Annotated in this window: 23 protein-coding genes and 1 rRNA gene; 12 read left to right on the top strand and 12 right to left on the bottom strand. The window is 39.2% G+C overall.

Features of this window, described 5'->3' with window-relative positions; translation table 11 throughout:
• Positions 1-159: 159 nt before the first annotated feature.
• Both FTU35_RS12355 and FTU35_RS12350 read right to left on the bottom strand, forming a co-directional pair.
• The gene (locus FTU35_RS12355) at positions 160-1,347 is read right to left on the bottom strand and encodes a phosphotransferase enzyme family protein (RefSeq protein ID WP_154320750.1); all 1,188 of its coding nucleotides are present in this window, start codon (positions 1,345-1,347) and stop codon (positions 160-162) included.
• 92 nt (positions 1,348-1,439) lie between these two features.
• Positions 1,440-2,021, bottom strand: a complete 582-nt coding sequence (locus tag FTU35_RS12350) for a hypothetical protein (protein WP_179991594.1) — start codon at positions 2,019-2,021, stop codon at positions 1,440-1,442.
• Positions 2,022-2,220: 199 nt separating this feature from the next.
• Here FTU35_RS12350 and FTU35_RS12345 point away from each other — a divergent pair, with 199 nt between their 5' ends.
• From FTU35_RS12345 to FTU35_RS12330, 4 genes are all read left to right on the top strand, one after another.
• Complete coding sequence (locus FTU35_RS12345) at positions 2,221-2,835, top strand: LexA family transcriptional regulator (protein WP_154320751.1); 615 nt, start codon at positions 2,221-2,223, stop codon at positions 2,833-2,835.
• A gap of 42 nt (positions 2,836-2,877) precedes the next feature.
• Positions 2,878-4,173 carry a Y-family DNA polymerase gene (locus tag FTU35_RS12340; RefSeq protein WP_154320752.1) on the top strand — a complete coding sequence of 432 codons (1,296 nt, stop codon included), beginning with the start codon at positions 2,878-2,880 and terminating at the stop codon, positions 4,171-4,173.
• Positions 4,174-4,284: 111 nt separating this feature from the next.
• On the top strand, positions 4,285-4,593 hold the full coding sequence (locus tag FTU35_RS12335; RefSeq protein WP_096902348.1) for a transcriptional regulator: 309 nt from the start codon (positions 4,285-4,287) through the stop codon (positions 4,591-4,593).
• Entirely contained in the window at positions 4,590-4,904 is a 315-nt protein-coding gene (locus tag FTU35_RS12330; protein WP_004973819.1) for a DNA-binding transcriptional regulator, read from the top strand. The genes FTU35_RS12335 and FTU35_RS12330 overlap by 4 nt, the downstream gene beginning before the upstream one ends.
• 180 nt (positions 4,905-5,084) lie before the next feature.
• Here the strand turns inward: FTU35_RS12330 and FTU35_RS12325 are convergent, their stop codons facing one another.
• The gene (locus tag FTU35_RS12325; protein ID WP_154320753.1) at positions 5,085-7,292 is read right to left on the bottom strand and encodes an OsmC domain/YcaO domain-containing protein; all 2,208 of its coding nucleotides are present in this window, start codon (positions 7,290-7,292) and stop codon (positions 5,085-5,087) included.
• A 294-nt stretch (positions 7,293-7,586) separates the two neighbouring features.
• Between FTU35_RS12325 and FTU35_RS12320 the strand changes: the two genes are divergently transcribed.
• Together FTU35_RS12320 and FTU35_RS12315 are read left to right on the top strand one after the other, a co-directional pair.
• On the top strand, positions 7,587-7,934 hold the full coding sequence (locus FTU35_RS12320; protein WP_004973824.1) for a carboxymuconolactone decarboxylase family protein: 348 nt from the start codon (positions 7,587-7,589) through the stop codon (positions 7,932-7,934).
• Between the two features lie 30 nt (positions 7,935-7,964).
• Positions 7,965-8,594 carry a class I SAM-dependent methyltransferase gene (locus FTU35_RS12315; RefSeq protein ID WP_154320754.1) on the top strand — a complete coding sequence of 210 codons (630 nt, stop codon included), beginning with the start codon at positions 7,965-7,967 and terminating at the stop codon, positions 8,592-8,594.
• Positions 8,595-8,664: 70 nt separating this feature from the next.
• On the opposite strand, the gene dsbD is transcribed toward FTU35_RS12315, so the two are convergent.
• Positions 8,665-10,728 (bottom strand): protein-disulfide reductase DsbD, encoded by a 2,064-nt coding sequence (gene dsbD / locus FTU35_RS12310; RefSeq protein ID WP_179991595.1) that lies wholly within the window; start codon positions 10,726-10,728, stop codon positions 8,665-8,667.
• Between the two features lie 170 nt (positions 10,729-10,898).
• On the opposite strand from dsbD, the gene FTU35_RS12305 reads away from it, so the two are divergent.
• The 5 genes from FTU35_RS12305 (at position 10,899) to accC (ending at position 16,216) form a co-directional block, all read left to right on the top strand.
• Positions 10,899-11,567, top strand: a complete 669-nt coding sequence (locus FTU35_RS12305; RefSeq protein WP_104851944.1) for a response regulator transcription factor — start codon at positions 10,899-10,901, stop codon at positions 11,565-11,567.
• Positions 11,564-12,970, top strand: coding sequence for an ATP-binding protein (locus FTU35_RS12300; protein ID WP_180064769.1), 1,407 nt, complete (start codon positions 11,564-11,566; stop codon positions 12,968-12,970). The genes FTU35_RS12305 and FTU35_RS12300 overlap by 4 nt, the downstream gene beginning before the upstream one ends.
• Before the next feature lie 966 nt (positions 12,971-13,936).
• Positions 13,937-14,392 carry a type II 3-dehydroquinate dehydratase gene (gene aroQ, locus FTU35_RS12295; protein WP_096902340.1) on the top strand — a complete coding sequence of 152 codons (456 nt, stop codon included), beginning with the start codon at positions 13,937-13,939 and terminating at the stop codon, positions 14,390-14,392.
• Between the two features lie 16 nt (positions 14,393-14,408).
• Positions 14,409-14,831, top strand: coding sequence for an acetyl-CoA carboxylase biotin carboxyl carrier protein (accB, locus tag FTU35_RS12290; protein ID WP_004973838.1), 423 nt, complete (start codon positions 14,409-14,411; stop codon positions 14,829-14,831).
• A 17-nt stretch (positions 14,832-14,848) separates the two neighbouring features.
• Positions 14,849-16,216, top strand: coding sequence for an acetyl-CoA carboxylase biotin carboxylase subunit (gene accC / locus FTU35_RS12285; RefSeq protein ID WP_004973841.1), 1,368 nt, complete (start codon positions 14,849-14,851; stop codon positions 16,214-16,216).
• A gap of 206 nt (positions 16,217-16,422) precedes the next feature.
• Here accC and FTU35_RS12280 read toward each other — a convergent pair whose 3' ends face one another.
• The 7 genes from FTU35_RS12280 to FTU35_RS12250 all read right to left on the bottom strand — a co-directional run bounded on the left by FTU35_RS12280 (position 16,423) and on the right by FTU35_RS12250 (position 21,888).
• A complete protein-coding gene (locus FTU35_RS12280; protein WP_154320756.1) occupies positions 16,423-17,184 on the bottom strand; it encodes an alpha/beta fold hydrolase in 762 nt (253 codons plus the stop codon).
• A gap of 163 nt (positions 17,185-17,347) precedes the next feature.
• Complete coding sequence (locus FTU35_RS12275; protein WP_004973849.1) at positions 17,348-18,214, bottom strand: MBL fold metallo-hydrolase; 867 nt, start codon at positions 18,212-18,214, stop codon at positions 17,348-17,350.
• 1 nt (position 18,215) lies between these two features.
• Positions 18,216-18,632 carry a DUF6691 family protein gene (locus FTU35_RS12270; RefSeq protein ID WP_004973852.1) on the bottom strand — a complete coding sequence of 139 codons (417 nt, stop codon included), beginning with the start codon at positions 18,630-18,632 and terminating at the stop codon, positions 18,216-18,218.
• Positions 18,633-19,049 carry a YeeE/YedE family protein gene (locus FTU35_RS12265; RefSeq protein ID WP_004973854.1) on the bottom strand — a complete coding sequence of 139 codons (417 nt, stop codon included), beginning with the start codon at positions 19,047-19,049 and terminating at the stop codon, positions 18,633-18,635.
• A gap of 248 nt (positions 19,050-19,297) precedes the next feature.
• The gene (locus tag FTU35_RS12260; RefSeq protein ID WP_004973856.1) at positions 19,298-19,471 is read right to left on the bottom strand and encodes a hypothetical protein; all 174 of its coding nucleotides are present in this window, start codon (positions 19,469-19,471) and stop codon (positions 19,298-19,300) included.
• 239 nt (positions 19,472-19,710) lie between these two features.
• Positions 19,711-20,178, bottom strand: coding sequence for a Cys-tRNA(Pro) deacylase (ybaK, locus tag FTU35_RS12255; RefSeq protein WP_004973860.1), 468 nt, complete (start codon positions 20,176-20,178; stop codon positions 19,711-19,713).
• A gap of 117 nt (positions 20,179-20,295) precedes the next feature.
• Positions 20,296-21,888 carry a Na/Pi symporter gene (locus FTU35_RS12250; protein WP_179991596.1) on the bottom strand — a complete coding sequence of 531 codons (1,593 nt, stop codon included), beginning with the start codon at positions 21,886-21,888 and terminating at the stop codon, positions 20,296-20,298.
• Positions 21,889-22,213: 325 nt separating this feature from the next.
• On the opposite strand from FTU35_RS12250, the gene FTU35_RS12245 reads away from it, so the two are divergent.
• On the top strand, positions 22,214-22,765 hold the full coding sequence (locus tag FTU35_RS12245) for a lytic transglycosylase domain-containing protein (RefSeq protein ID WP_179991597.1): 552 nt from the start codon (positions 22,214-22,216) through the stop codon (positions 22,763-22,765).
• Positions 22,766-22,921: 156 nt separating this feature from the next.
• Here FTU35_RS12245 and rrf read toward each other — a convergent pair.
• Positions 22,922-23,036: ribosomal RNA gene (gene rrf / locus FTU35_RS12240) — 5S ribosomal RNA — on the bottom strand.
• Positions 23,037-23,040 lie beyond the last annotated feature (4 nt).

Here is a 23,040-nt window from a genome sequence, read left to right as displayed (position 1 = left end):
AATGCCATTTTCTGCATCAACCCAAGGTACCCAACACAGCGGTGACAGAATGATGGTTTTTAAAGACGCAGTTAATACATTCTGTTTGAATTTACGATTGTACATACGAAACCTTGCATTAAAATAAGAGGTGATGCTTGAGGCATTTAGCTGTGCAGATTAGGACAATTCGCGTTGAATTAATCGAGTAAAAGTCTGGGTAAATTGCTGTCCTTGCTCTGCAAAAAACCAATTTACATGCCCAACAATCCAATCATAATAAGCAGCATCGGCATGTTTCAGGTTTTGGGTAATTCCGACAAAATATTCAAGCTCTGAAAATGCGAAATCCAAATGCACAATTTTTAGCAATTCGGGCAAAATGCTAAAGTCTTGTTGTGGATGTATCTCTGCAAAATACGCTTGTAAAAACGCGCTTAAACCCGCTTCGTCAATATTGATTTGTGATGTATGTTCTAAAGCCAGCCAATCTATAAAGTTACGCTCAATCGTGACCGCAAGGTCATAAAGCGCTGAATTTCGATCTGATAAGCCAAAATCAATTACCGCTGTAATATTGGCATCGGCACTTTGCGCAGACCAAAACAGATTGGAAGCATGCAAATCATTATGCGTCCAAATTTTAGTGGTCTGCTGCAATATATGCTTAATTTTATGATGCGTCTGAGATACACGCTCTAAAAAAACGGCGTCTAAGTTTTTATCGGCAAAATAACGGCTCAATTCAGGGCTATTTTGAATACGTTGCTGAATAGCCGTTACAATATTTTCACTTTCTAAAAGCTGCTGATTTGATACTAAATATCGCGCCGATCTGCCATGTAACTCAGGAAAATCCTGCATGGCGACATGCAATTTGGCAAGCAAACTTCCCACTTTTGCAGCATGTTCTGTATAGAAAAACGGCGTCCAAGATTGCTGATCGACATATAAGTCAAAACCTGCTGCTTTTTCGTAGACATCATAAGTCCAGTCGCCCATTTCTAAAGCGGTCAGTCCGCAATTCGAGGCAATTAATGTCGCAACAGGAATGTTTTTACTGGCTAAATGTCGCAAAAAAGCATGCTCTTGCAAAATATCTTGCGCATTACGAAATGAACGATGACTGCGTTTAATGAAATACGAGCGACTTCCTATTTTATCTGTACTGACTGCATCCTGCGTGACTTCAATCACTGCGGCAGATGAAAATGGGCGCGGACTGCACCATAAAATTTGAATATTCCCTTGCAAACATGGGTAATACGGTTGCAGGTTGTGTAATTCTGAGACAGTCAGATGTGCCCAATCTTTATGTTCCCAGTCATTCCCCATGCCATGACCTAAATCATGTGTGATTGTGGTCATTTTAGATATTCCTTAACTTGATCAGTATTGTGTAATCGTATATTCCCCATCATCCATCTCAAACAACCATTTTTTAGATGAATATTATCTATTTAATTAACTGTTTTGGCTTGTCGTAAACGTAAATTGACTTCATCTACAATCTGATCTAAACCCGTGTCATAAGCGGCTTCACTCACAAAAGACACCATATTTTGCGTAACTTGCGGTAAATTGTAATCTGCATACCATGACAATGAATTCACTTCTATTTCACGTTCACCCTGCAAAATCACGAATCTTTTTTGCATCCAAGCCTGCAAATTTTCACCCGTATAGGCATCATAAAAAATAATATCGGTCAGATAAAAATCTTTCATCATGTAGGAGTAAGCCACGCTATTTTCTTCTGGCTCATAATTAAAAAAAGGTGTGGTGGTCAGATGAAACTCAACCAGAAAATGACGTTTTAAACGATGATTTTGATATTCCGCTTTGACTTTAATCGGGCAACTGATTTGCGCAAAGTCAATTTCATGTTCAGTATTTTGCTTAAAATATTCAGCCAAAGACCAAACCTGATGTTTAATGAAATCCTTCATTAAAAACTCAGGTTCAAGTTGTGAATTAATTAATCCCAACAGTAAAGATTCAACTTCTTCTTTCGTTAAATAAATGTCTTCAACAATATGCATGCCAATCTCTAAATATGCTGCTGCGATAGAAAAATCCTAACGGAAAGGCTTGTGTTTGTATAGCTATGCAATCGTAGAGTGTGATCTATATCTAGCAATCAATTATCCACGTAGATTGAATCTTAATCACATTTTCAGCTATGCTATAAAAACATCAAATTTCACTTCAAACACGCCTCGTTGCGTAGGAGTTAATCTCATGTCTAAGAAGTTACCTATTTACTTCTCTGACGCTGCTTGGGCGTCATTACAAAAAATCATGGGTGCGGATGGTAAACCCAGCCCTAGCCTGAATGCCCTGCTTGAACAAATTGAATTGCTGAATCAGCATGATTTTCAAGCGCTTGCTAAAAGAAAAACACTGCATCTTCCCGTAACGATAGAATCCATTCCTGCAGGTTTTCCTTCGCCTGCTCAAGACTATATTGATAAAAATATTGATCTGAATGAATATCTTATTTCTAATGAAAATGCGACCTTTTTAAATGTAGTTCGCACCACCTCTATGGTGAATGCAGGGCTTGAATACGGCGATATTGTACTGGTAGATCGCAGTAAAGAAGCCAAACACCGCAGCATTGTGGTTGCATTAATCGACCAAAAAGACCTGACTATTAAACGCTTGATGATTACAGCCAAAATGTCTAAAAGTGAATTGGCCGAACATTTTGGTGAAGACTACGACCCTGCCACTTTGCCCAAAGCTTGGCTCAAGGCAGAAAGCCCCGACTACGACAGCATTTACCTGAAAGATGGGCAAACTTTTGAAGTGTTTGCCGTGGTCACGTGGAATTTAAAAAACCTGATGGTTTAAACCCACAATAACGCATAAAAAAGCCGAATAAGTAGAATAGTCATGAAAGCTTTAGAGCAAGTTTTTGCGCTCATTGACATTAATAATTGTTATGTGAGCTGTGAGCGGTTGTTTCAACCACACCTGAATCATCGTCCTGTGGTGGTGCTTTCCAATAACGATGGCTGCGTGGTGTCACGTTCCGAAGAAGCCAAACGACTTGGCATTAAAATGGCTGTGCCCTTTTACCAAGTTCAAGAATTAATTCAACAACATGATGTTGCGGTCTTTTCAAGTAATTATGCGCTCTATGCAGAAATGTCCAGACGTTTTAATAATATTATTCAAGAATTTGTCAGTGCCAAAGATGTTGAAATTTATTCGATTGATGAAACTTTTATTGAGTTGAGTTCATATTCTCAGCGCGATTTAAACGCACTTGCACAGGAAATTAAAACAACCTTGTGGAAATGGCTGGCTCTTCCTGTTTGTGTTGGTATTGGTCAAAGTAAAACTGAAGCCAAACTAGCCAATCATCTTGCTAAGCGAAACCGCTATTTCAACGGCGTATGTAATTTACTGGATATGGATTTATGCAGCAAAGAAGCCTTGTTTCAACACATTGATGCCGCTGAAGTCTGGGGTGTGGGACGCAAAAACGCTAAAAAATTACAATCATTGGGTATCCGTTCTGTATTTGATCTAGCAACAAGCAATCCAGACCAAATGGAGCGCCAATTTTCTATTTTGATGAAAAAAACCATTCTTGAACTCACAGGTACAGCATGTATTGAACTGGAGCACAATACCGTAAGTAAGCAGCAAATCATCAGCTCACGTTCTTTTGGGCAGCGTGTAACAGATATTCATGCGCTTTCAGAAGCTTTGAGCGATTATTTACAATCTGCTGTGCAAAGGCTCAGAGCTGAAAAAAGTTTATGTGGTTGTATGATCATTTTTGCGCAATCTAACCGTTTTGATCCGCGCCAAGTTTTTTACAATCAATCGGTCACTATTGCTTTCAATGAGCCAACAGATTCTGCTTTGCTCATGAACAAAGCCATGATGAAGCATGTGACAACGCTATTTCAGGAAGGGATTGCCTTTAAAAAATGTGGTGTGATTTTAACGGGACTTGAACCCAAACAAAGCTATATTCACGACCTGCTTACAGATACTGACGCCATTGAAAAACAGGAACAATTACAGCAAGTGTTGGATACCGTGAAAAATAAATTTGGTGTGCAAAAACTCGCCATTGGAGCATGTAAATTGCAAGGTCGAACTTGGGCGATGCAGCGCAGCCATTTAAGCCCGAATTATTTTAGCTGGGAAGGTTTATTGGCGCTTGGTGATTAGCAGTGATTTGATTGGGCTAAAAAAGCTCACAATATGAGACCTAATTTAATGCTTAAAAGTACTACAAAGTAGTATACAATTAAACACTACAAAGTAGTATAAAGGTGTTTGATGTATACCATCTGTGAGACTACTTTTTTTACCAATGAATATCCCTACTATTGGACTGAAGAACAATACAATGACTTTAAAATTTTCATTGCCGAGAACCCTACAGCAGGAGATGTAGAACCTGGTACTGGCGGCGTTCGTAAAATTCGATGGGGTGGAAAGAGTAAAGGTAAACAAGGTGGTGTTCGTGTAATTTATTACAACCGTTTAGCAAATGGCGAAATTTGGTTATTGACCTTATATAGTAAAGACACAATTACCCAACTTGAGAAAAAGACACTTAGACAATTAGCGGAGTTACTGAAATGAGTCGTTTATTAAGTGACAAAGAATTGGAAGCTCGAGAAGCAAAACGAGACTTAAATGTTGAATTATTAGAAGGCGTTAAACAAATGCTTGCTAATAACGCAGCAAGAAAAACTGTGATCAATGAAACAGATGTTGCTTTAGCACGAAGAAAGTCTGAACTCACTCAAGATCAATTTGCTAAAATTTTAGGTATCTCTAAACGTACATTGGAATCTTGGGAGCAAGGTGTTAGAAGACCTTCAGGAGCAGCTCAATCACTGATTAAATTGTTTATTTTAGATCCTCAATTTGTTCGTGACCATCTCGCTTAAATGAAATAGCCCTCAACAACGAGGGTTATTATTTTGCCTTTCCTATAGCAACAGCAAATCTTAGATAGCATTTGAAATGCAACACCATGTTGTTGCTATAATACCTGACTCGGACTTTTAAAGCCGAGTCTTTTTCTTGGACGGTGATTCAAATCAGAACAGCGTTCTACTTCTGCAAGATTAGTCTTTATTCAGCCCAACAAACTTGGCACGTGCTTTATGCAGTTTTTTGTAGCTGTCGATTAAACGTAAATGACGATCTAAACCTTCAAGCTGCATATTGGTTTCGGTTAGACCATAGAAACGTACTGTGCCTTCAACAGAACCCATGACTGCATCCATACGTTCATTGCCAAACATACGGCGGAAATTGACAGCATAATCGGCAATATCCATTTCATCATCTAAAATAACTTCAAGCACGACATTCATACATTGATAGAACAAGCCACGTTCTACGGTATTGGTGTTGTATTGTAAGAATGCTTCGACTAAATCTTTAGCTTCTTCAAACTGTTCTAATGCCAAATAAATCAACAGTTTTAATTCGAGGATGGTGAGCTGCCCCCAAACGGTATTGTCATCAAATTCAATGCCAATTAAGGTTTTGATTTCGGTATAGTCATCTAGCTCACATTCTTCCAAACGCTCAACTAAAGCTTCAAGTTGCTCATCATCCAAACGGTGCAGATTTAAAACGTCTTCACGGTACAGCAAAGCTTTATTGGTATTATCCCAAATCAGGTCTTCTACCAAATACACTTCTGAATAATCAGGGACTAAAATTCGGCAAGCAGTTGCACCTAAATGTTCATAAATCGCCATATAGGATTCTTTGCCCATTTCTTCTAAAATCGCAAATAAAGCCTCAGCTTCTTCGACATTGCTATATTGACCATTGTTGGTGAAATCCCACTCTACAAATTCATGGTCTGCCTGCGCGCTAAAGAAACGCCAAGACACTACACCACTAGAATCAATAAAGTGTTCAACATAGTTATTCGGCTCAGTTACCGCATTCGTGCTAAAGGTCGGCTGTGGTAAATCATTTAAACCTTCAAAACTACGCCCTTGCAATAGTTCAGTTAAGCTGCGCTCTAAAGCGACTTTAAAGTTTGGATGTGCACCAAATGAAGCAAAAACACCGCCTGTACGCGGGTTCATTAAGGTCACACACATGACAGGGAATTGACCGCCTAAAGACGCATCTTTCACCAATACTGGGAAACCTTGTTCTTCTAAAGCCTGAATACCTGCCACAATACTTGGATATTTTGCCAAAACTTCTTGCGGTACATCAGGCAGGCTCATTTCTTCCTGAATAATTTCACGCTTCACTGCACGTTCAAAAATTTCAGATAAACACTGCACTTGAGCTTCTGCAAGCGTGTTACCTGCACTCATCCCGTTACTTAAATATAAGTTTTCAATTAAATTTGATGGGAAATATACCGTTTCACCATCGGATTGACGCACAAATGGCAATGAACAAATACCACGTTCAGTATTGCCTGAGTTGGTGTCATATAAATGTGTGCCCAGCAACTCATCTTCAGGATCATAAATTTCTAAGCAATATTCATCTAAAATTTCTTTAGGCAATTCACCATTTGGGCCAGGCTTAAACCATTTTTCATTTGGATAATGCACAAATTCGGCATTGGCAATCTCTTCACCCCAGAACTGATCGTTATAGAAGAAGTTACAGTTCAAACGTTCAATGAATTCACCCAAAGCAGATGCTAATGCACTTTCTTTGGTTGCGCCTTTACCATTGGTAAAACACATTGGCGATTGCGCATCACGAATATGTAATGACCAGACATTTGGCACGATATTACGCCATGAGGCAATCTCAATTTTCATGCCCAAACCTGCCAAAATACCCGACATATTGGCAATAGTTTCTTCAAGCGGTAAATCTTTACCAGCAATAAAAGTCGCTTGAGATGAAGTCAAGTTCGGCATCAGCAAAGCTTGTGCATCGGCATCAATGCTTTCGACTTGCTCAATCACAAACTCAGGGCCTGTTTGCACGACTTTCTTTACGGTACAACGGTCAATAGAACGTAAAATCCCCTGACGGTCTTTTTCAGAAATATCTGCAGGCAATTCCACCTGAATTTTAAAAATCTGTTTATAACGGTTTTCAGGATCGACAATATTGTTTTGAGATAAGCGGATATTATCGGTTGGAATATCACGTGATTGGCAATAAACCTTCACGAAATACGCAGCACACAATGCAGATGACGCAAGGAAATAATCAAATGGGCCTGGCGCAGAACCATCGCCTTTATAACGGATGGGCTGATCGGCAATGACGGTAAAATCGTCAAATTTAGCTTCAAGACGCAAGTTGTCTAAATAATTGACTTTAATTTCCATGCAGGCACCTATTGTATGTGCCTACTCAGACACAAAATTATAAAATATTGATTTATAAGCCGAATCAAGAGGGAGAATAAGACTTAAAAAATGAGGTTTGAAGTCATCGCAACTATTTAACAGCGACTCCAGAATATGCGGCAACATTATAAAGTGATTTGGGTGAATTGATAATGCTATAAATACAGATTTACTGAATTTAAGCAAAGTTGCTAATTAATATATACAAACATAATATATTTAAATGTATGGTATATTGTCTTTAGGTTCTAATCTGCTTGATGGTGAAACAACATGAAATATACCGAACTCACTGCTGAAATTTCGTCTAATATCAAATCCATTAAAGAACAATCTCCCGATTTACTTAAAAGCTTTAATGCCCTATCACAAGTTGCGATGAAAGACGGCGTAATTGATGCCAAAACCAAAGAGTTTATTGCGCTTGCAATTGGTGTGGCACAACGCTGTGATGGTTGTATCGGTTTTCACGTCAGAACTTTGGTCAAAATGGGCATGACTTTTGAAGAATTGAATGAAATTTTAGGTATTGCTGTTTATATGGGCGGTGGCCCATCACTCATGTATGCCGCAAACGCCGTGGCAGCATTTAAAGAGTTTTCTCCATCTACAGCCGAATAACAGCATCAAATTATTTACCGAGTCGAAACTATGTTAAATATCCATAATGAATGGGATGAACGCTACAGCCAACATGACCATATTTATGGTGAACAAGCCAATGCGTTCATTCAGGACATTACGCAAAAACTGTCTATTCACGGCAAAACTTTGGGCTTGGCCGAAGGTGAAGGTCGTAACTTGTTATATTTGGCAGCTGTGGCACAAGCCAATGAGCAAGCATTTGAAGCAGATTTATGGGACTACTCGCAAGTTGCTTTAGATAAGGCTCAAGGCTATGCACAGCAACGTGGTTTAAGCCTAAATACACGAAAGCAAGATTTAAGTCAGGTGGATTGGCAAGCCAATCAATATGACAACGTGATTTGCGTATTTGGTCACTTTAACCCTGAAACACAGCAAAAAGTATTGAATGGCGTGCGCGAAACTTTGGTCAACGGCGGTTTATTTGTTGGTGAGCTGTATTCTACTCGTCAGCTAGAATATAAAACGGGCGGCCCACGTGCAGTAGAAATGCTGTACGATCCTATCGAGTTTTTAAGCCATTTTAAACACGATCATCTGATTCATTTCTTTGTGGGCGATGTAGAACGCTCAGAAGGCAAACTGCATCAGGGCAAATCCCACGTCATTCAATTTGCGATTCGTATTCAGAAATAAAAGACTGAATCTTTTACATCAAATGGCCATGGAATCATCAACATGCCTAACTGCAAGACTGCGGATTGAATCATGGCGCAGCCTCTTGCAGTTGATGAATATTTTGAATCAATTGCGCTGCGTTATAAGCACCTGTTAGACGCAATTCACGTTGTTCCCGTCGTGGATCTGCCAAAAATAGCAACGTTGGCGGCCCTAAAATCTGCCATTTTTTCAATAAGGCATCTTGTGAAGGATGCTGTTCGGTTAAGTCGAGTTTAATCCGCACCACATGCTTTAAAGCATCTTGCACATCGGTACGAGGAATCACATCACGCTCAATCGGCTGACACGCCACACACCAATCGGCATAGACATCAATCACAATCTTTTGATGAGCATGTGCGGCCAAAGCTGCATTCAACTCTTGTTCTGTGCGTACTTTGATCCATGGCTGTAATTGGTCTGCTTGTACCTGCGCATTGACACTGGCAATACTCTGATTGACATGCCAAATTCCACTACTGGCGATTACTGCCGCCAAAGCCAATAACGAAAAACGCTGTGGACGATGTAACACGTGGCGCAAAATTGCAATTAAATATGCAGCGAAGGCAAATAACACCACAGCAAAAGCAACATAGTACCAAGTCACAGAAAATAGCGGACGAGCAAAATACAAAGCCATTGCCAACATGATAAAACCAAAGCTAAATTTTAGCCGTTCCATCCACAAACCTGGCTTTGGCAAATATTTCGCGCCAAACACGCTGGCAATAAGTAAAGGAATTCCCATACCTAAACCGAGCAGGAACAAATATAAACCACCCAATGCTGCTTGATCCAAATGTGAGACGTACAGCAATGCTCCCGCTAAAGGCGCACTCATACATGGCCCGACAATCAGTGCAGAAATCACCCCCATAACGCCCGCACCCAATAAAGTACCGCCTTTTTGATATTGCTGAATACGATCTAAACGCTGTAACACTGCTTGTGGTAATGACAACTGATACAGTCCAAACAGGTTTAAAGCAAAGAGCACAAACAACATAGCAAAAACTGCAATCACTACGGGATTTTGGAACCAACGCTGTACGCTATAACCAATGTGTGACGCAACAACGCCCATCAAGCCATAGACTAGCGCCATACTGACGATAAAGGTGATCGCAATTGCTGCCGCTTTATAGCCTGTATTGCGCTGCACCAAAATGCCAGAAAGAATTGGAATCAGCGGCAATGAACACGGTAAAAAAGCCAGTAATACCCCAAAACCTAAAAAGATAAACGCATTCAGTAACAACCCTTGCCCAGACAATAAATTCAGGAAAAATTGATCATTGTTCCATTGCTGATTCAGACTCGTACTACTGGCTGTTTCCGTATTGCTTGAATTGGCTGATGCAGCGAATGTATTGTCTGTCAACGCCGTATCTGTATTTTCAATCTCTAAGGAATTTGCTAAATCAACGTTTTCTACTGGTTCAGGGGTAAGTTTAGGATCAGCTTGTGTTACAGCAACCGCATTTTCAGCAAGCTGTGCTTTGTTTTCTAGCGTTTGCTGTTCAAGTTTGAGTTCTTTTGTCGTTACAGTATTTGCAGTTGTCGTAACTTGTTTTTGTGTACTAGAACCATTGGCTTGATGCTTATCTGCATCATTTAAGTTAGTGTTTAAAGCAGCCTGATTATTCTGATTGAGTTGCTGAAGTAAATTACCTTTGCCCGCACTTAAATTATGCTGTGGCAATAAACCATCGGCATCGGTTTGAATCGTTTTACGCTGTACGGGATAACACAAACCATCTTCAGCGCAGCCTTGCCAAGTAATTTGATATTGCTGATTAGGCTTCACCTGAATCTGTGTTGTCACTTGCCCATAATGCACACGTGTCAGCCCGAAAGTCGGATCATCTTTTTCCTGCCCTGCAGGCAATTTAAAAGCAAGCGGCTTTTGAGCCTGACTGACTTTGAATTGATCGTGATATAAATAGTAATGCGGTGCGACATCCCATTTCAGTTCAACCGTTTGTTCAGACAATGACGTCGCCTGAAACTTAAAAGCTTGATCGGACGCTAAAAATTCATTGGCAGCATTGACCCACACCGCACACAGACTCAACACAAAATAAGCAATGACGCGAATAAAAATCATGTATTTATACTAAAAATTAAAAAACTGACTGTATTATCGGTAAGTGTAGATTAAGAGAACATTAATAAAGATTTTTCTTTGTAAACTTGAGCATTGTAGGTGCCTAATCTAAATTTGTGGCGTGATCGAGATGTGTCATATATTGGGCTGACTGTGGTATAGGAGCAAATATGTTCGTCGTTTTGGTGGAAGATGATCCTTATATTGCCCAAAGTATTGTGGCAGCACTCGAATTTTTAAGTATTTCAGTCGAACACGTGAATAACGCGCGCGATGCCGATTACTTCATACGTCATAGTGCGGTAGATTTGTGCCTGCTCGATTTAGGTCTGCCTGACCAAGATGGTTTACAGTTACTCGAAAACTGGCGTAAAGATGCCATTCATATTCCAGTATTGGTATTAACCGCGCGGAATCATACTCAAGACTGCGTACAGGCGCTCAACTTAGGAGCAGATGACTACCTAACTAAACCTTTTGAATTAAATGAACTGATTGCCCGTGTATATGCATTAAGCCGCCGTCATCGTGGTTATTCATCGAACCAACTGCAAAGTGGTCAGTTACACATGAACCTCGATACACAAGAAGTCAGTTGGCATTCACAAAACATTCAGCTTTCACGCCGAGAATATAGCCTATTGGAAACCTTTTTACGGCATCCGAACCAAATCTTAAAAAATGAAGAACTGATAGATAAAGTGTATGGCTTTCAAGACAGTATCGAAAGCAATGCCTTAAATGTGCATATCTACCATTTACGGCATAAAATCCACCCCGATTTTATTCAAACGGTGCGTGGTGTCGGCTACATCTTTAAACCTGAGCTGCTGACATGAAAAACTACAGTCTGGAATGGCGTTTGGTATCGACCATCAGCTGTGCATTTATTTTGCTGTGGGTGATTGTCTTTGCATGGCTCTACCATGACTTGGAACAACGCTTACAAAATACGCTGGATGAACGACTTTCTACCTCAGCCCGTATGGTCGCCCGCCTGATTCAGCAACTGCCCCTAGAACAACTCACAGAAAGTTTGCATGCCGAATCAGAAAATGCCTTGCTACATAGTTTAATTGCTTGTGAAGTCTCTATTTTCCGTGCCGATGTTTCATTACCACAGCATGTGATTGCACGCACTCAAGGCGCACCGAAAAATTTAAAAAACCAACAAGTCGGTTTCAGCACATGGACAGAAAATGGACTGCAATGGCGTAGTTATGTACTGCGTGAAGGTGAAGTTCAGGTGGTGGTGGCTGAAAAAATTCAGTTACGGCAAAACCTACTTAAACAAATTTTACAGTCGGTACTGATTCCTTTACTGCTTACTTTGATTATTTGTATTTTGCTAATTTTGTGGATTATCCGTCTGGAGTTTTTACCGCTCGATCACATCACCCGCCACTTAATTCAGAAAAAACAATCTTTAGATGAAGCTTCTCGTTATTTAATTGAACTGAGATCACAAAAAATTCCTAAAGAAATTCAGCCTTTTGTCGATAACTTATTGATGCTGATTGAACGCCTACATAAAAGTCTGGAACACGAAAAAAACTTTAGTGCATTTGCTGCGCATGAACTGCGCACGCCGTTAACGGCTATTAAAACGCATGTGCAACTGAGCCAATTGATGTTGAATCAAACCGCATCTGCCCAAGATACAGCCAAAGTCATCGACAATTTAAAACACGCAGAACGCAGCATCCAACGTTATCAACAACTTTTGGAACAACTGTTATTGCTCAGTCAAACTGAAGCAGGTATTCAAGCGGCACATAGCCATGCAGATATGCGTAGCGTATTAGAAACAGTCTTGTCGGAACTGACTGTGGAATATCCCAATCTATCAGCGAAATTACAGATTGATTGGGCGAGTTTGGTAGCACAACACATTAATATTCCAGCGCCTGCGTTGCACATGGTACTGAAAAACTTGATTCAAAATGCTTATTTGCATGCAGAGGATGCGCCAAACATTCAAATTTATATGCAAGACCTGCAATTGATCATTGCAGACCAAGGCAAAAGCCTGAATGAAGATGATTTTACCATTCTGACTCAGCGTTTTTGGCGTAAATCTGCGCATAAACAAGGCTATGGCTTAGGTCTAACTCTAGTCAAAGTATTATTAGAGCAATATGGCTACCTACTTCAATTTCAGGCTAACCAACCGCAAGGTTTAAAAGTGATTGTCAGTTTTGATGCAGCACCTTCTGCAACAGAGAAACAACAGACGGATTAAGCTTTTCTGAGCTTTAACAGCAAATAAAGCAAGATTCAGAACAAGATCACTTAACTTTTGCCAATACCGAACATATTGCTCTACTTTACGATAACGCCATTTTTAAGGTGATTTTTGAAATAAAAGGTCAATGCGTTCTAAAATTTTATCTATGATGTAGATGCTGCGGGCTATTGAGTAGAAGAACATTGGCTAGAAAAAAATTGCTGAAACTTTCATCACCGTTTTTTTGTTCGATACCACGTCATATTTTTAAATGAGGTAGATATCCGTGCAGATCGTGCATGTGCTTGGTCTTGTGATCAATCTACAACTTAATTAAAGTGTACATAAAACCAACAGCACCCCACTCAAAATATAATACGCAGCGTAGGAGCATCTATTCCAGACTAAAATATAGATAAATATATCAATCAAAGCATTCCATTTAAGCTCATGTTTTATTTAAATAAAGTTGAATTTTTAAAATATCTTATTATCGAAATGATCTTTCTATCGAATCCATAACCACTTGAACGATGATCACAAAACGTATTAGATGATCCACTGCAGTTTGTGTGGTCATCTACTTTGAATGAACTGAAAAAATGGAATCGCCATTTTTTATAAACAGCAAGGAATTACATACTATAAAGAAATGCGATATTGATGTTGGTTGTTTTCTGGCTTTGACATTCCGAATCAAACCAGTTCAAGTCACTCGCTTGATCAGTCGTTACAGAAAACAAATGAATAGATTTGGTCAGTTGTTTTAGAATATAAAAATCAGCAAAAAAAACTAAAAATGTAATTTTTTAACATTGCGAATTCCCTGCAAAGTTTTCATTATAGAGCCTCATTTTGGCACACGCTTTCTACGTCAAATTAAACAAATTACAAAAAAAATGTGGAATTTTATGCCATAATTAGCAAACTTTGCAGACATCTTGCAAAGTATTATTGCAATTATTTATTGGAGCAAGCGGAATGAGTTCGACCATTTTGGTTATTCATGGACCGAATCTAAATTTGCTAGGAAAGCGTGAACCCGAAGTTTATGGTTACCTCACTCTTGAGGATATAAATCAACAGCTCATTTCACAAGCGCAAAAAGCATCAATTTCTATAGATACTTTCCAAAGTAATTGGGAAGGCGCAATTGTAGACCGAATTCATCAAGCCGCGTTAGATGGCACACAATATATCATTATTAACCCTGCTGCATTAACGCATACCTCTGTTGCGGTACGTGATGCCTTGTTAGGGGTCGCTATTCCATTTCTTGAAGTCCATTTGTCGAATGTGCATGCACGTGAGGCGTTTAGACATCATTCATATTTATCAGACAAAGCCATTGGTGTGATTTGCGGTTTAGGCGCAAAAGGCTATGCCGCAGCACTCGACTTTGTTCTTGAAAAAATTCAACCTACTACACAATCTTAAACTAGGAATACTGTCCATGGATATTCGTAAAATCAAGAAACTCATCGACTTGATGATTGAATCTGACTTACAAGCGATTGAAGTTAAAGAAGGCGATCAGTCGATTGCATTAACTCGTCGCAGTCCAGTAGTAGCGGCAGCAGTTCCTGCAATGCCTGCACCTTCTGCAGAAGTACCATCTGCACCTAAATCTTCACCACGTGGTGCTGTTGAAACTTCTCCAATGGTTGGCGTGTTCTATGCAGCACCAAGCCCAGGTGAAGCACCATTTATTAAAGTGGGTCAAACTGTTTCTGCTGGTGAAACGCTTGGCATTATCGAAGCAATGAAAATCATGAACCCAATTGAAGCAACTCAAAGTGGCGTGATTGAAGAAATTCTAGTTAAAAATGGCGAAGTGATTCAATTTGGTCAACCACTCTTCCGCTACCGCGCTTAAGACCTCGGGGATTCACAATGTTGCAAAAAGTTTTAATTGCAAACCGTGGTGAGATTGCCCTGCGCATCACCCGAGCTTGCAAAACTTTAGGGATCAAAACCGTGGGTATCTATTCAGATGCCGATAAAGACCTGATGCACTTACGCTTTTGTGATGAAGCCGTGTGTATTGGTCCGGGTGCGAGCAGTGAAAGTTACCTGAATATTCCTGCAATTATTACTGCAGCAGAAATTACAGGTGCAGATGCCATTCACCCTGGTTATGGTTTCCTTGCCGAAAATGCCGAATTTGCTGAAATTGTAGAAAGTTCAGGTTTCATTTTCATTGGCCCACGCCCTGAGCATATTCGCTTAATGGGTAACAAAGTTTCTGCAATTACTGCAATGCGTAAAGCTGGCGTACCAACTGTACCGGGTTCAGCACACGCCGTTACACCACACAATGCTTTAGCTGAAGCCAAAGAAATTGGTTTCCCGCTCATTGTAAAAGCGGCTGCTGGTGGTGGTGGTCGTGGTATGCGTATTGTAGAGCGCGTAGACACCCTGCTTGAATCAGTTCAAGCGGCTCAACGTGATGCAGAAATGTGGTTTGGTGATGACACGGTCTATATGGAACGTTTCTTACAAAAGCCACGTCACGTAGAAGTACAAGTATTGGCTGATGGTAATGGTCACGCGATTCACCTTTATGACCGCGACTGTTCTTTACAACGTCGTCACCAAAAAGTTCTTGAAGAAGCGCCAGCACCTAACTTACCAGAACAAGCACGTGCCGATATTTTAGAAGCGTGTGTTAATGCATGTAAGTTAATGCAATACCGTGGTGCAGGTACTTTCGAATTCTTATTTGAAGATGATGAATACTTCTTCATTGAAATGAATACACGTGTTCAGGTTGAGCACCCTGTAACTGAAATGGTGACAGGCATTGACATCATTGAACAACAATTGCGTATTGCTGCAGGTCTAGGTTTAGACATTGAGCAAGATCAGGTTGAGATTCGTGGTCACGCAATCGAATGTCGTATTAACGCAGAAGACCCAACCACCTTCGTACCTTCACCGGGTAAAATTGAACACTTCTATGCCCCAGGTGGTGCAGGTGTTCGTGTAGATTCACACATCTACGAAGGTTATAGCATTCCGCCGTATTACGACTCAATGATTGCTAAACTGATTGTGCATGGTAAAGATCGTGAAACCAGTATTGCGCGTATGCGTCAAGCCTTGGATGAAACTATCTTAACAGGAATTAAAACCAACATTCCTTTGCACAAAGACTTGATTCTGCAAGATAAAAACTTCTGCAAACAAGCAATGGATATTCACTATCTTGAAAAGCATTTGCTAAAGCAACTTGCTGGCAATGAAGAAGAAAAAGCATAAGTAATTAAGGTTGCTTAAGTTTAAAATAAAGAGCTGATGATTCAACGTCAGCTCTTTTTTATTGTTGAGAATAAAAGCTAAACCGTTAATCTATGCAGATCAGTATGAATAAAAAACCAATACTCCAAATGGAGTATTGGTTTAAAAATTGATTTAAAAACTGAGATCATTTTAGATCATCGAATGATGCAAAATACTAGACAAGATTAATCTAAAAACTCAGTCATTAATGCCAATACTTCTGCTGTTTTTTCGGCATGCAACCAATGCCCTGCATGAGCGACTGTTTCAACTTTTGCGTGAGGAAACTGTGCTTGAATAGCGGCATAATGCTCAGGTAACTCAATATAAGGTGAATTACCGCCACGAATAAACAAAGTATTGACATCACTATGCACCGTCTGCCATGACAAAATTTCGGCATAATGTTCATGTAGCGCATTTAAGTTAAATAACCATTGCCCTTTGCTAAATGACTTCATCAAAAATTGCACAACCATTTCTTCTTGAAGATGCTCACGCATAATTTCCATTGCCGCTTGGCGACTTTCAACTTGTGCATCTTGCACAGCAAACAAGGCTGTAAAAATTTGATCGTGACGATTTTCAGGATAAGCAAAAGGACAAATATCCAATAAAACCAATTGCTGTAAACGCCCAGCAGCCAGAGGAGCTAAAGTCATTGCAACTTTACCGCCCATTGAATGCCCAACCACAGAAAACTGTTCGATATTCAAGCTGTTCAACGTTTCTAAAACATCTTGTGCCATTGCTGCATAATTCATGTCATCACAATGCGCAGACTTACCATGATTGCGCACATCTAATTGAATTACGGTGCGCTGTTCTTGAAATGCACGTGCGAGCATGCCTAAATTACTCAAACTACCAAATAAACCAGGAATAAAAACCAAAGATGGCAACGTAGATTCAGGCTGATTTTGCGTGATTTGATAATTTAATAACATAAAATAGACTCTAAACTTGAATACAAATGATTAATCTATTTAATGAGTTTTGAGTTTATAAATCAAATTTTATATGTGCTTTTTACGGTGAAACTTATAATATCACTTAGGCTATTTGTATAAACCTAAGCAATAACATACAAGATGAACTTTTCTTAAAATTTTATTTAAAATAATTCAAAGGCAACTTCAAATAACGAATGCCGTTGGCCTCAGGTTGTGGGAACTTACCTGCGTCCATATTGATTTGAATTGATGGCAGAATCAATTTAGGCATCGTTAAAGTAGCATCACGCTGAGTTCTCATCTCAATAAATTCAGCTTTGCTTACCCCTGTATGAATATGAATATTCTGCTCTTTTTGAGTTTTGAGCAGTGTTTCATGTTCATATTGTTCACGTGATTCTGGTAGATAATCATGGCATAAGAACACTCGTGTTTCTTCAGGCAATGCGTATAGCGTTTGCACAGAATCGTACAACTGCCCTGCACTGCCTTTCGGGAAATCACAACGTGCCGTACCATAATCAGGCATAAACAAAGTATCACCTACAAATACAGCATCACCGATCACATAGCTTAAACAAGCAGGCGTATGCCCCGGTGTAGGGATGTTATAGGCTTGTAATTCACCAATCGTAAAAGTTTCATGATCGTCAAACAGATAATCAAATGATTGATGTGAATTGAAATACTTGATATCCAAGTTATAGATAGCACTAAATGTTTCTTGCACAATCGAAATTTTATGGCTCATGGCAATTTTACCACCCAACTGCTCTTTTAAATATTGAGAAGCTGTCAGGTGATCGGCATGCACATGCGTTTCTAAAATCCATTCAACCGTTAATTCATTTTTTTGGATGTAAGCAATGATTTCATCGGCATGAATTGTTGAAGTAGTCGCAGATGCAGGGTCATAATCCAACACGCTGTCAATAATGGCACATTGACGCGTTACAGGATCACTTACCACATAACTGAATGTATTAGTATTTTCATCAAAAAAATGCTGAATATCTGCGTGCATCTTATGCTCCTGCAACCTTACGATGAATGAGAATCCCCACCAACATTGCAACAATGAAATAGATTGCTTGATAATAACCTAAACCAATCAAGGTTAGACTTGGCGCTGGACAAATTCCTGCAACGCCCCAACCGATACCAAAAATAAAACTACCTGTGATCAGTTTAGAGTCAATTTGAGTTTGTTTAGGCAAATCAATTGGTTCATTTAAAATGGTTTTTGGTTCAGCTTGGCGCATAATTCTTTGGAATGGAATAAAGGCAACCGCAATTGCACCCATCATAACAAATGCCAGACTTGCATCCCATGTACCGAAAAGATCGAGGAAGTTTAAAACTTTTTCAGGATTCGACATACCAGAAAGAATCAATCCAGCTGAAAAAATACCACCGAAAACAAAGGCTAAGAAATTTTTCATTTAGAATGCTCCTGTGATATGGCGGATAACATAAACGGTAATAAAGCCAGCTAACATAAAGGTAGCTGTTGCTGCAATGGAGCGCTTAGATAAACGACTCATGCCACAAATACCATGTCCACTGGTACAACCCGAACCCAAACGAGTACCGAAACCAACCAACAATCCCGCCACAATCATCATCAATGGGCTTGCATTCAATTCAACTTTAGGTTGAGCCACGATGCCATAGAAAAAAGGCACAATGAAAATACCTAACACAAACCACAATGCAGGCGTTTTGAACAGCGTTTGCGGATTTAATACTTGAGCCAGTAAACCACTAATGCCTGCAATACGACCATGAACATATAAATAGCCCACGACTGCAAGACCAAGCAATCCACCACCGATTAATGCCAGCAGATAATCATGCATTTTGAACACCCAAAACAATATGTGTTTTTATAATATATTATTGTAATTATTATTCAACTATTCTCTTGTAAGTTTTGTAAACTTCATCTGACTATTCGTCTATGTTTGCGATGTGAGAGAGATTTCGCAAGTTTTTGGCTGATATTAAGTCATAAGGCAGAAAATTTAGTCATTCTAAATGACTGCCTCATAACGTAATAAAGATATATCAAAATAGACAGCAACGACAAAAGTTGAGGGCATTAGACTCATTTGTGAGCAAGCGCAATAAGTTCTTTTTTATGCCGACGAATTACACGTTTAGCAGCATCTAACATAATGCGATTGGTAGTCTCATCATCACCAAAGTCAATAGGTTTAGCTGGACACATTGGACGAGCTTTTCGATCTTCGATTGTGTAGTCTTTAAGACGCTTACCCATACTGCACCTCTCAGAATTTCTTAACTTTCACTAATATAACATAAAATTTAGTTTGTTAAAAAATCATCAATACGAGTTTTTAATTACCCTATTTATTGCTTAAAGATAACTTTTTTTGTTATTAAATGGTCGCTTGGAACAAGAATCACTGAGATGAAACGAATAGGAATAGTTGCTACATTCATACAAGAACAAGCATCTGTGTGCTTTGGACTCAAAACAATATAAAGTTCAACATATCATGCATCTACAATATCTACAAAATTAGCATTTAAAACTTTTGCCAAATCGCTTGGTGTTAAACCAATATCTAATCCCCGCTTCCCTCCACTCACATACATAGTTGCAAGCTGTTGAGCGGATGCATCAATCACTGTTTTCAGTTGTTTCTTCTGCCCAATTGGACTAATGCCCCCAACCAAATAACCTGTCAAACGCTCAGCATCTTTAGGATCAGCCATGTGTACTTTTTTACACTGAAAAGCAGCCGCAACTTTTTTAAGATTTAATTGGTAATGGACAGGTAAAATCGCCACAAAATAATGCTTATCATCACTGACCAATAAAGTTTTAAATACTTCTGTGACATCTAAGCCTAACTTCTCCGCAGCTTCTAAACCAAAACTTTTAGCATTATGATCATGTTCATATTCATGCATAGAAAATTGAATTTTCTTGGCTTTTAAAAGTTTAGCTGCTGGAGTCATTGAAAAAATACTGTAAAAAACGATGCTCAAATTATACGCTTGATTGAGATTAAAAGTGAATTCGCTTAGGCCATTTTTAAATATAAAAGTAACTATCGAAAAAATAGCCTAAAATCATTAACTTGGTTTACGTGAATTTTCAACCAACACGTTAGCTAAGCGTTGTGCATGCGCAATCACGCGGTCCAACCAGCGTTGTGCCGCCAACAACTCTAAACCTGTCGCAGCATTGAGCTGATTCACAGCAGTATATTGCAACACTTTTTCACGGTTTTCGGCACGTTGATCTTCTGTCCATTTTTTCAAATTAGATAACTCGGTATTTAGACTTAGTACATGTTTATGCACATCAAAATCATCCATTTCTTTTAGATGTTCATCAAGAATTTGTACAAAATCTAAGCCAACTTGATAAATTGCAGGTTGGGTGCGTATTTCTTTTGCTAAAGTAATATTTTCCAAATCACTTCGTAAAACACGTAAATACACCATCAAACGAAGCATCGCCATTAAACGCTGTTGATCGGCTTCATTTTCTGAAATCGACATTTCTTCCAAATAGCGTTGGACTTGAATGAGTACTTCATCTAGCTGTAATAAACGTACTTTTGAAGGTAATCTTCCCTCTTGGATAGCCAGTTTTAGCATCACCAAAACGTCATACAAACTATGGTAAATCACCTTTGATGCAGCATGAATAGCCAAGGCGGGCACAGATAAACTCGCTTGATCGAGATAACATAAAACCGATTGAGTTTGATCTGGGATAATTTTCATAATCAGTTTTTCGAACTGACGGATAAAAGGCAAAATAATCAAAGTACCAGAAATACTGAATGCTGTATGAAATGCAGCAACAATCACCACATTGTCCCATGTTGCCATAAGACGTTGATTTTGTGTTAGCTCAAGAAATAACGGTTTTAAAATAATAAAAGCAAAAATGCCTGAAATGATGTTAAAAATCACATGAACCGCTGCAGTACGTTTGGCATTTGCAGTTGAACCAATTGCAGCAATAATGGCTGTCGCCACCGTACCAATATTCTGTCCAATCACCAAACCTAAAGCCTGTTGCAAATCAATCGCACCACTGGCCAATGCTGCTAAGGTCGCGGTAATTGCAGCACTTGAAGATTGCAACAGAATGGTCATGATAATACCGACCAAAACCAAACTGAGTTGCGCAATCAAAGATCTACTTGAAAATACTGATAAATCGACACGTTCAGCAAAACCTGACATGGCAACTTGCAACATATCAATGCCAAGGAAAATCAGACTAAAACCTGCCAATGTCATTCCAAATAATGCAACTCGCCCCTGACTAAATAATTTGAGCATTGCACCCAAACCCAGCAAAGGTAATGCAAAACTGGTGATGGAAAATTTAACACCTAAAAATGCCACCATCCAACCCGTACTGGTTGTGCCAATATTCGCACCAATAATGACACCAATTGCCTGAGCAAAAGTAAGAATCCCCGCACTAACAAAACCAATCGTGGCTAAAGTTGTTGCCATAGAAGACTGTACAATTAAAGTTAAACCGATGCCTGAAAGCACAGCTTTAATGGGTGAACCTGTGAACTTAGACAACCAAATACGCAAGGTTTCCCCTGCCATATCTTTTAAGCTGTCCGTCATCATGGTCATACCAATCAAAAATAGGCCAATACCACCACATAATTGTACAAAGACTTCTAACACACTTACTCCCTGTGCAATAAGCAATTTTCAAAGTGCTAAAAAGCCGATATTGTACGTACTTTTATCTTAAAATTGCAGTTTATTTGTTCTATTCCAATAGTTTATATTAAATAAAAAACTTGTCATCAATTTGACATATTATTAAAACCTAAGGATAGATCAGACTCCATTGGTTTATCCAATCATTCGATAAAACAAAACGAAACCTCTGTATTATGCTGACACGATACAATTCAAATCTGTGAATGGCTTGACTAGGTCAATCGCTCACCTCAAAATCAGTATATATACTCACATACGCCAAAATGACAGATATAGTTTTAATATGATTTTTAATACTTTTAGAAAATATCCATCTATAAAAATATTCAGTATTGGTTGTACTGTTTTAACGCTAGCAGCTTGCTCTCCACTAGGAGGTGGTTCTCTTGCAAAACGCTCAGCTAAACTTTCTACAGGGATCCAAAAGGCTTATGCTGTGCATCCTGATACAGCAAATCGTGTAGCACCAATCATTGTACAAAGTGCAGAACAACATAATGTTGATCCTCTGCTTGTCGCTGCAGTTATTAGACAAGAATCGAATTATCGTGCCTATGCTGTTTCACCTTCAGGTGCAGTTGGGTTCACACAAATTATTCCACGTTATTGGCAGCAGACTTGTCCTGGCGATTTATTCCATGAACATACCAATATCAACTGTGGTACATTTATTTTAAATCATTATAAAAATCAGTCGGGTAAATGGCCTAAAGCTTTGGCCTATTACAATGTGGGACCTACTGGCTACAATAGTAATCGAAAAAAGAAAAAGCAAGGTAAACGCTACGCGAAACAAGTCAAACAGCACCAAAAAAACTTAAAAGATGCACTTTAATTTTGACTTACTAGCTTAATAAAGTAGCCAATACCCGTTGAATTAAAGCCATCCTCAGATGGTTTTATTTTCCTTTCTTTTTCTACTTTTCTTCTTAATATTTTCTTTCTCCCATAAAAAACACCCTCAACGTGAGTTGAGGGTGTTCGAATAATGAGCTGGCGATGACTTACTCTCACATGGGTAACCCCACACTACCATCAGCGCGAAGAGGTTTCACTTCTGAGTTCGGGAAGGGATCAGGTGGTTCACTCTTGCTATGGTCGCCAGCACAA

Source organism: Acinetobacter sp. YH12095 (assembly GCF_013419245.1).
Classification (GTDB): Bacteria; Pseudomonadota; Gammaproteobacteria; order Pseudomonadales; family Moraxellaceae; genus Acinetobacter; species Acinetobacter towneri.
The sequence above is the reverse complement of the archived record's forward strand: the minus strand, read 5'-3'. Positions and strand labels throughout refer to the sequence as shown.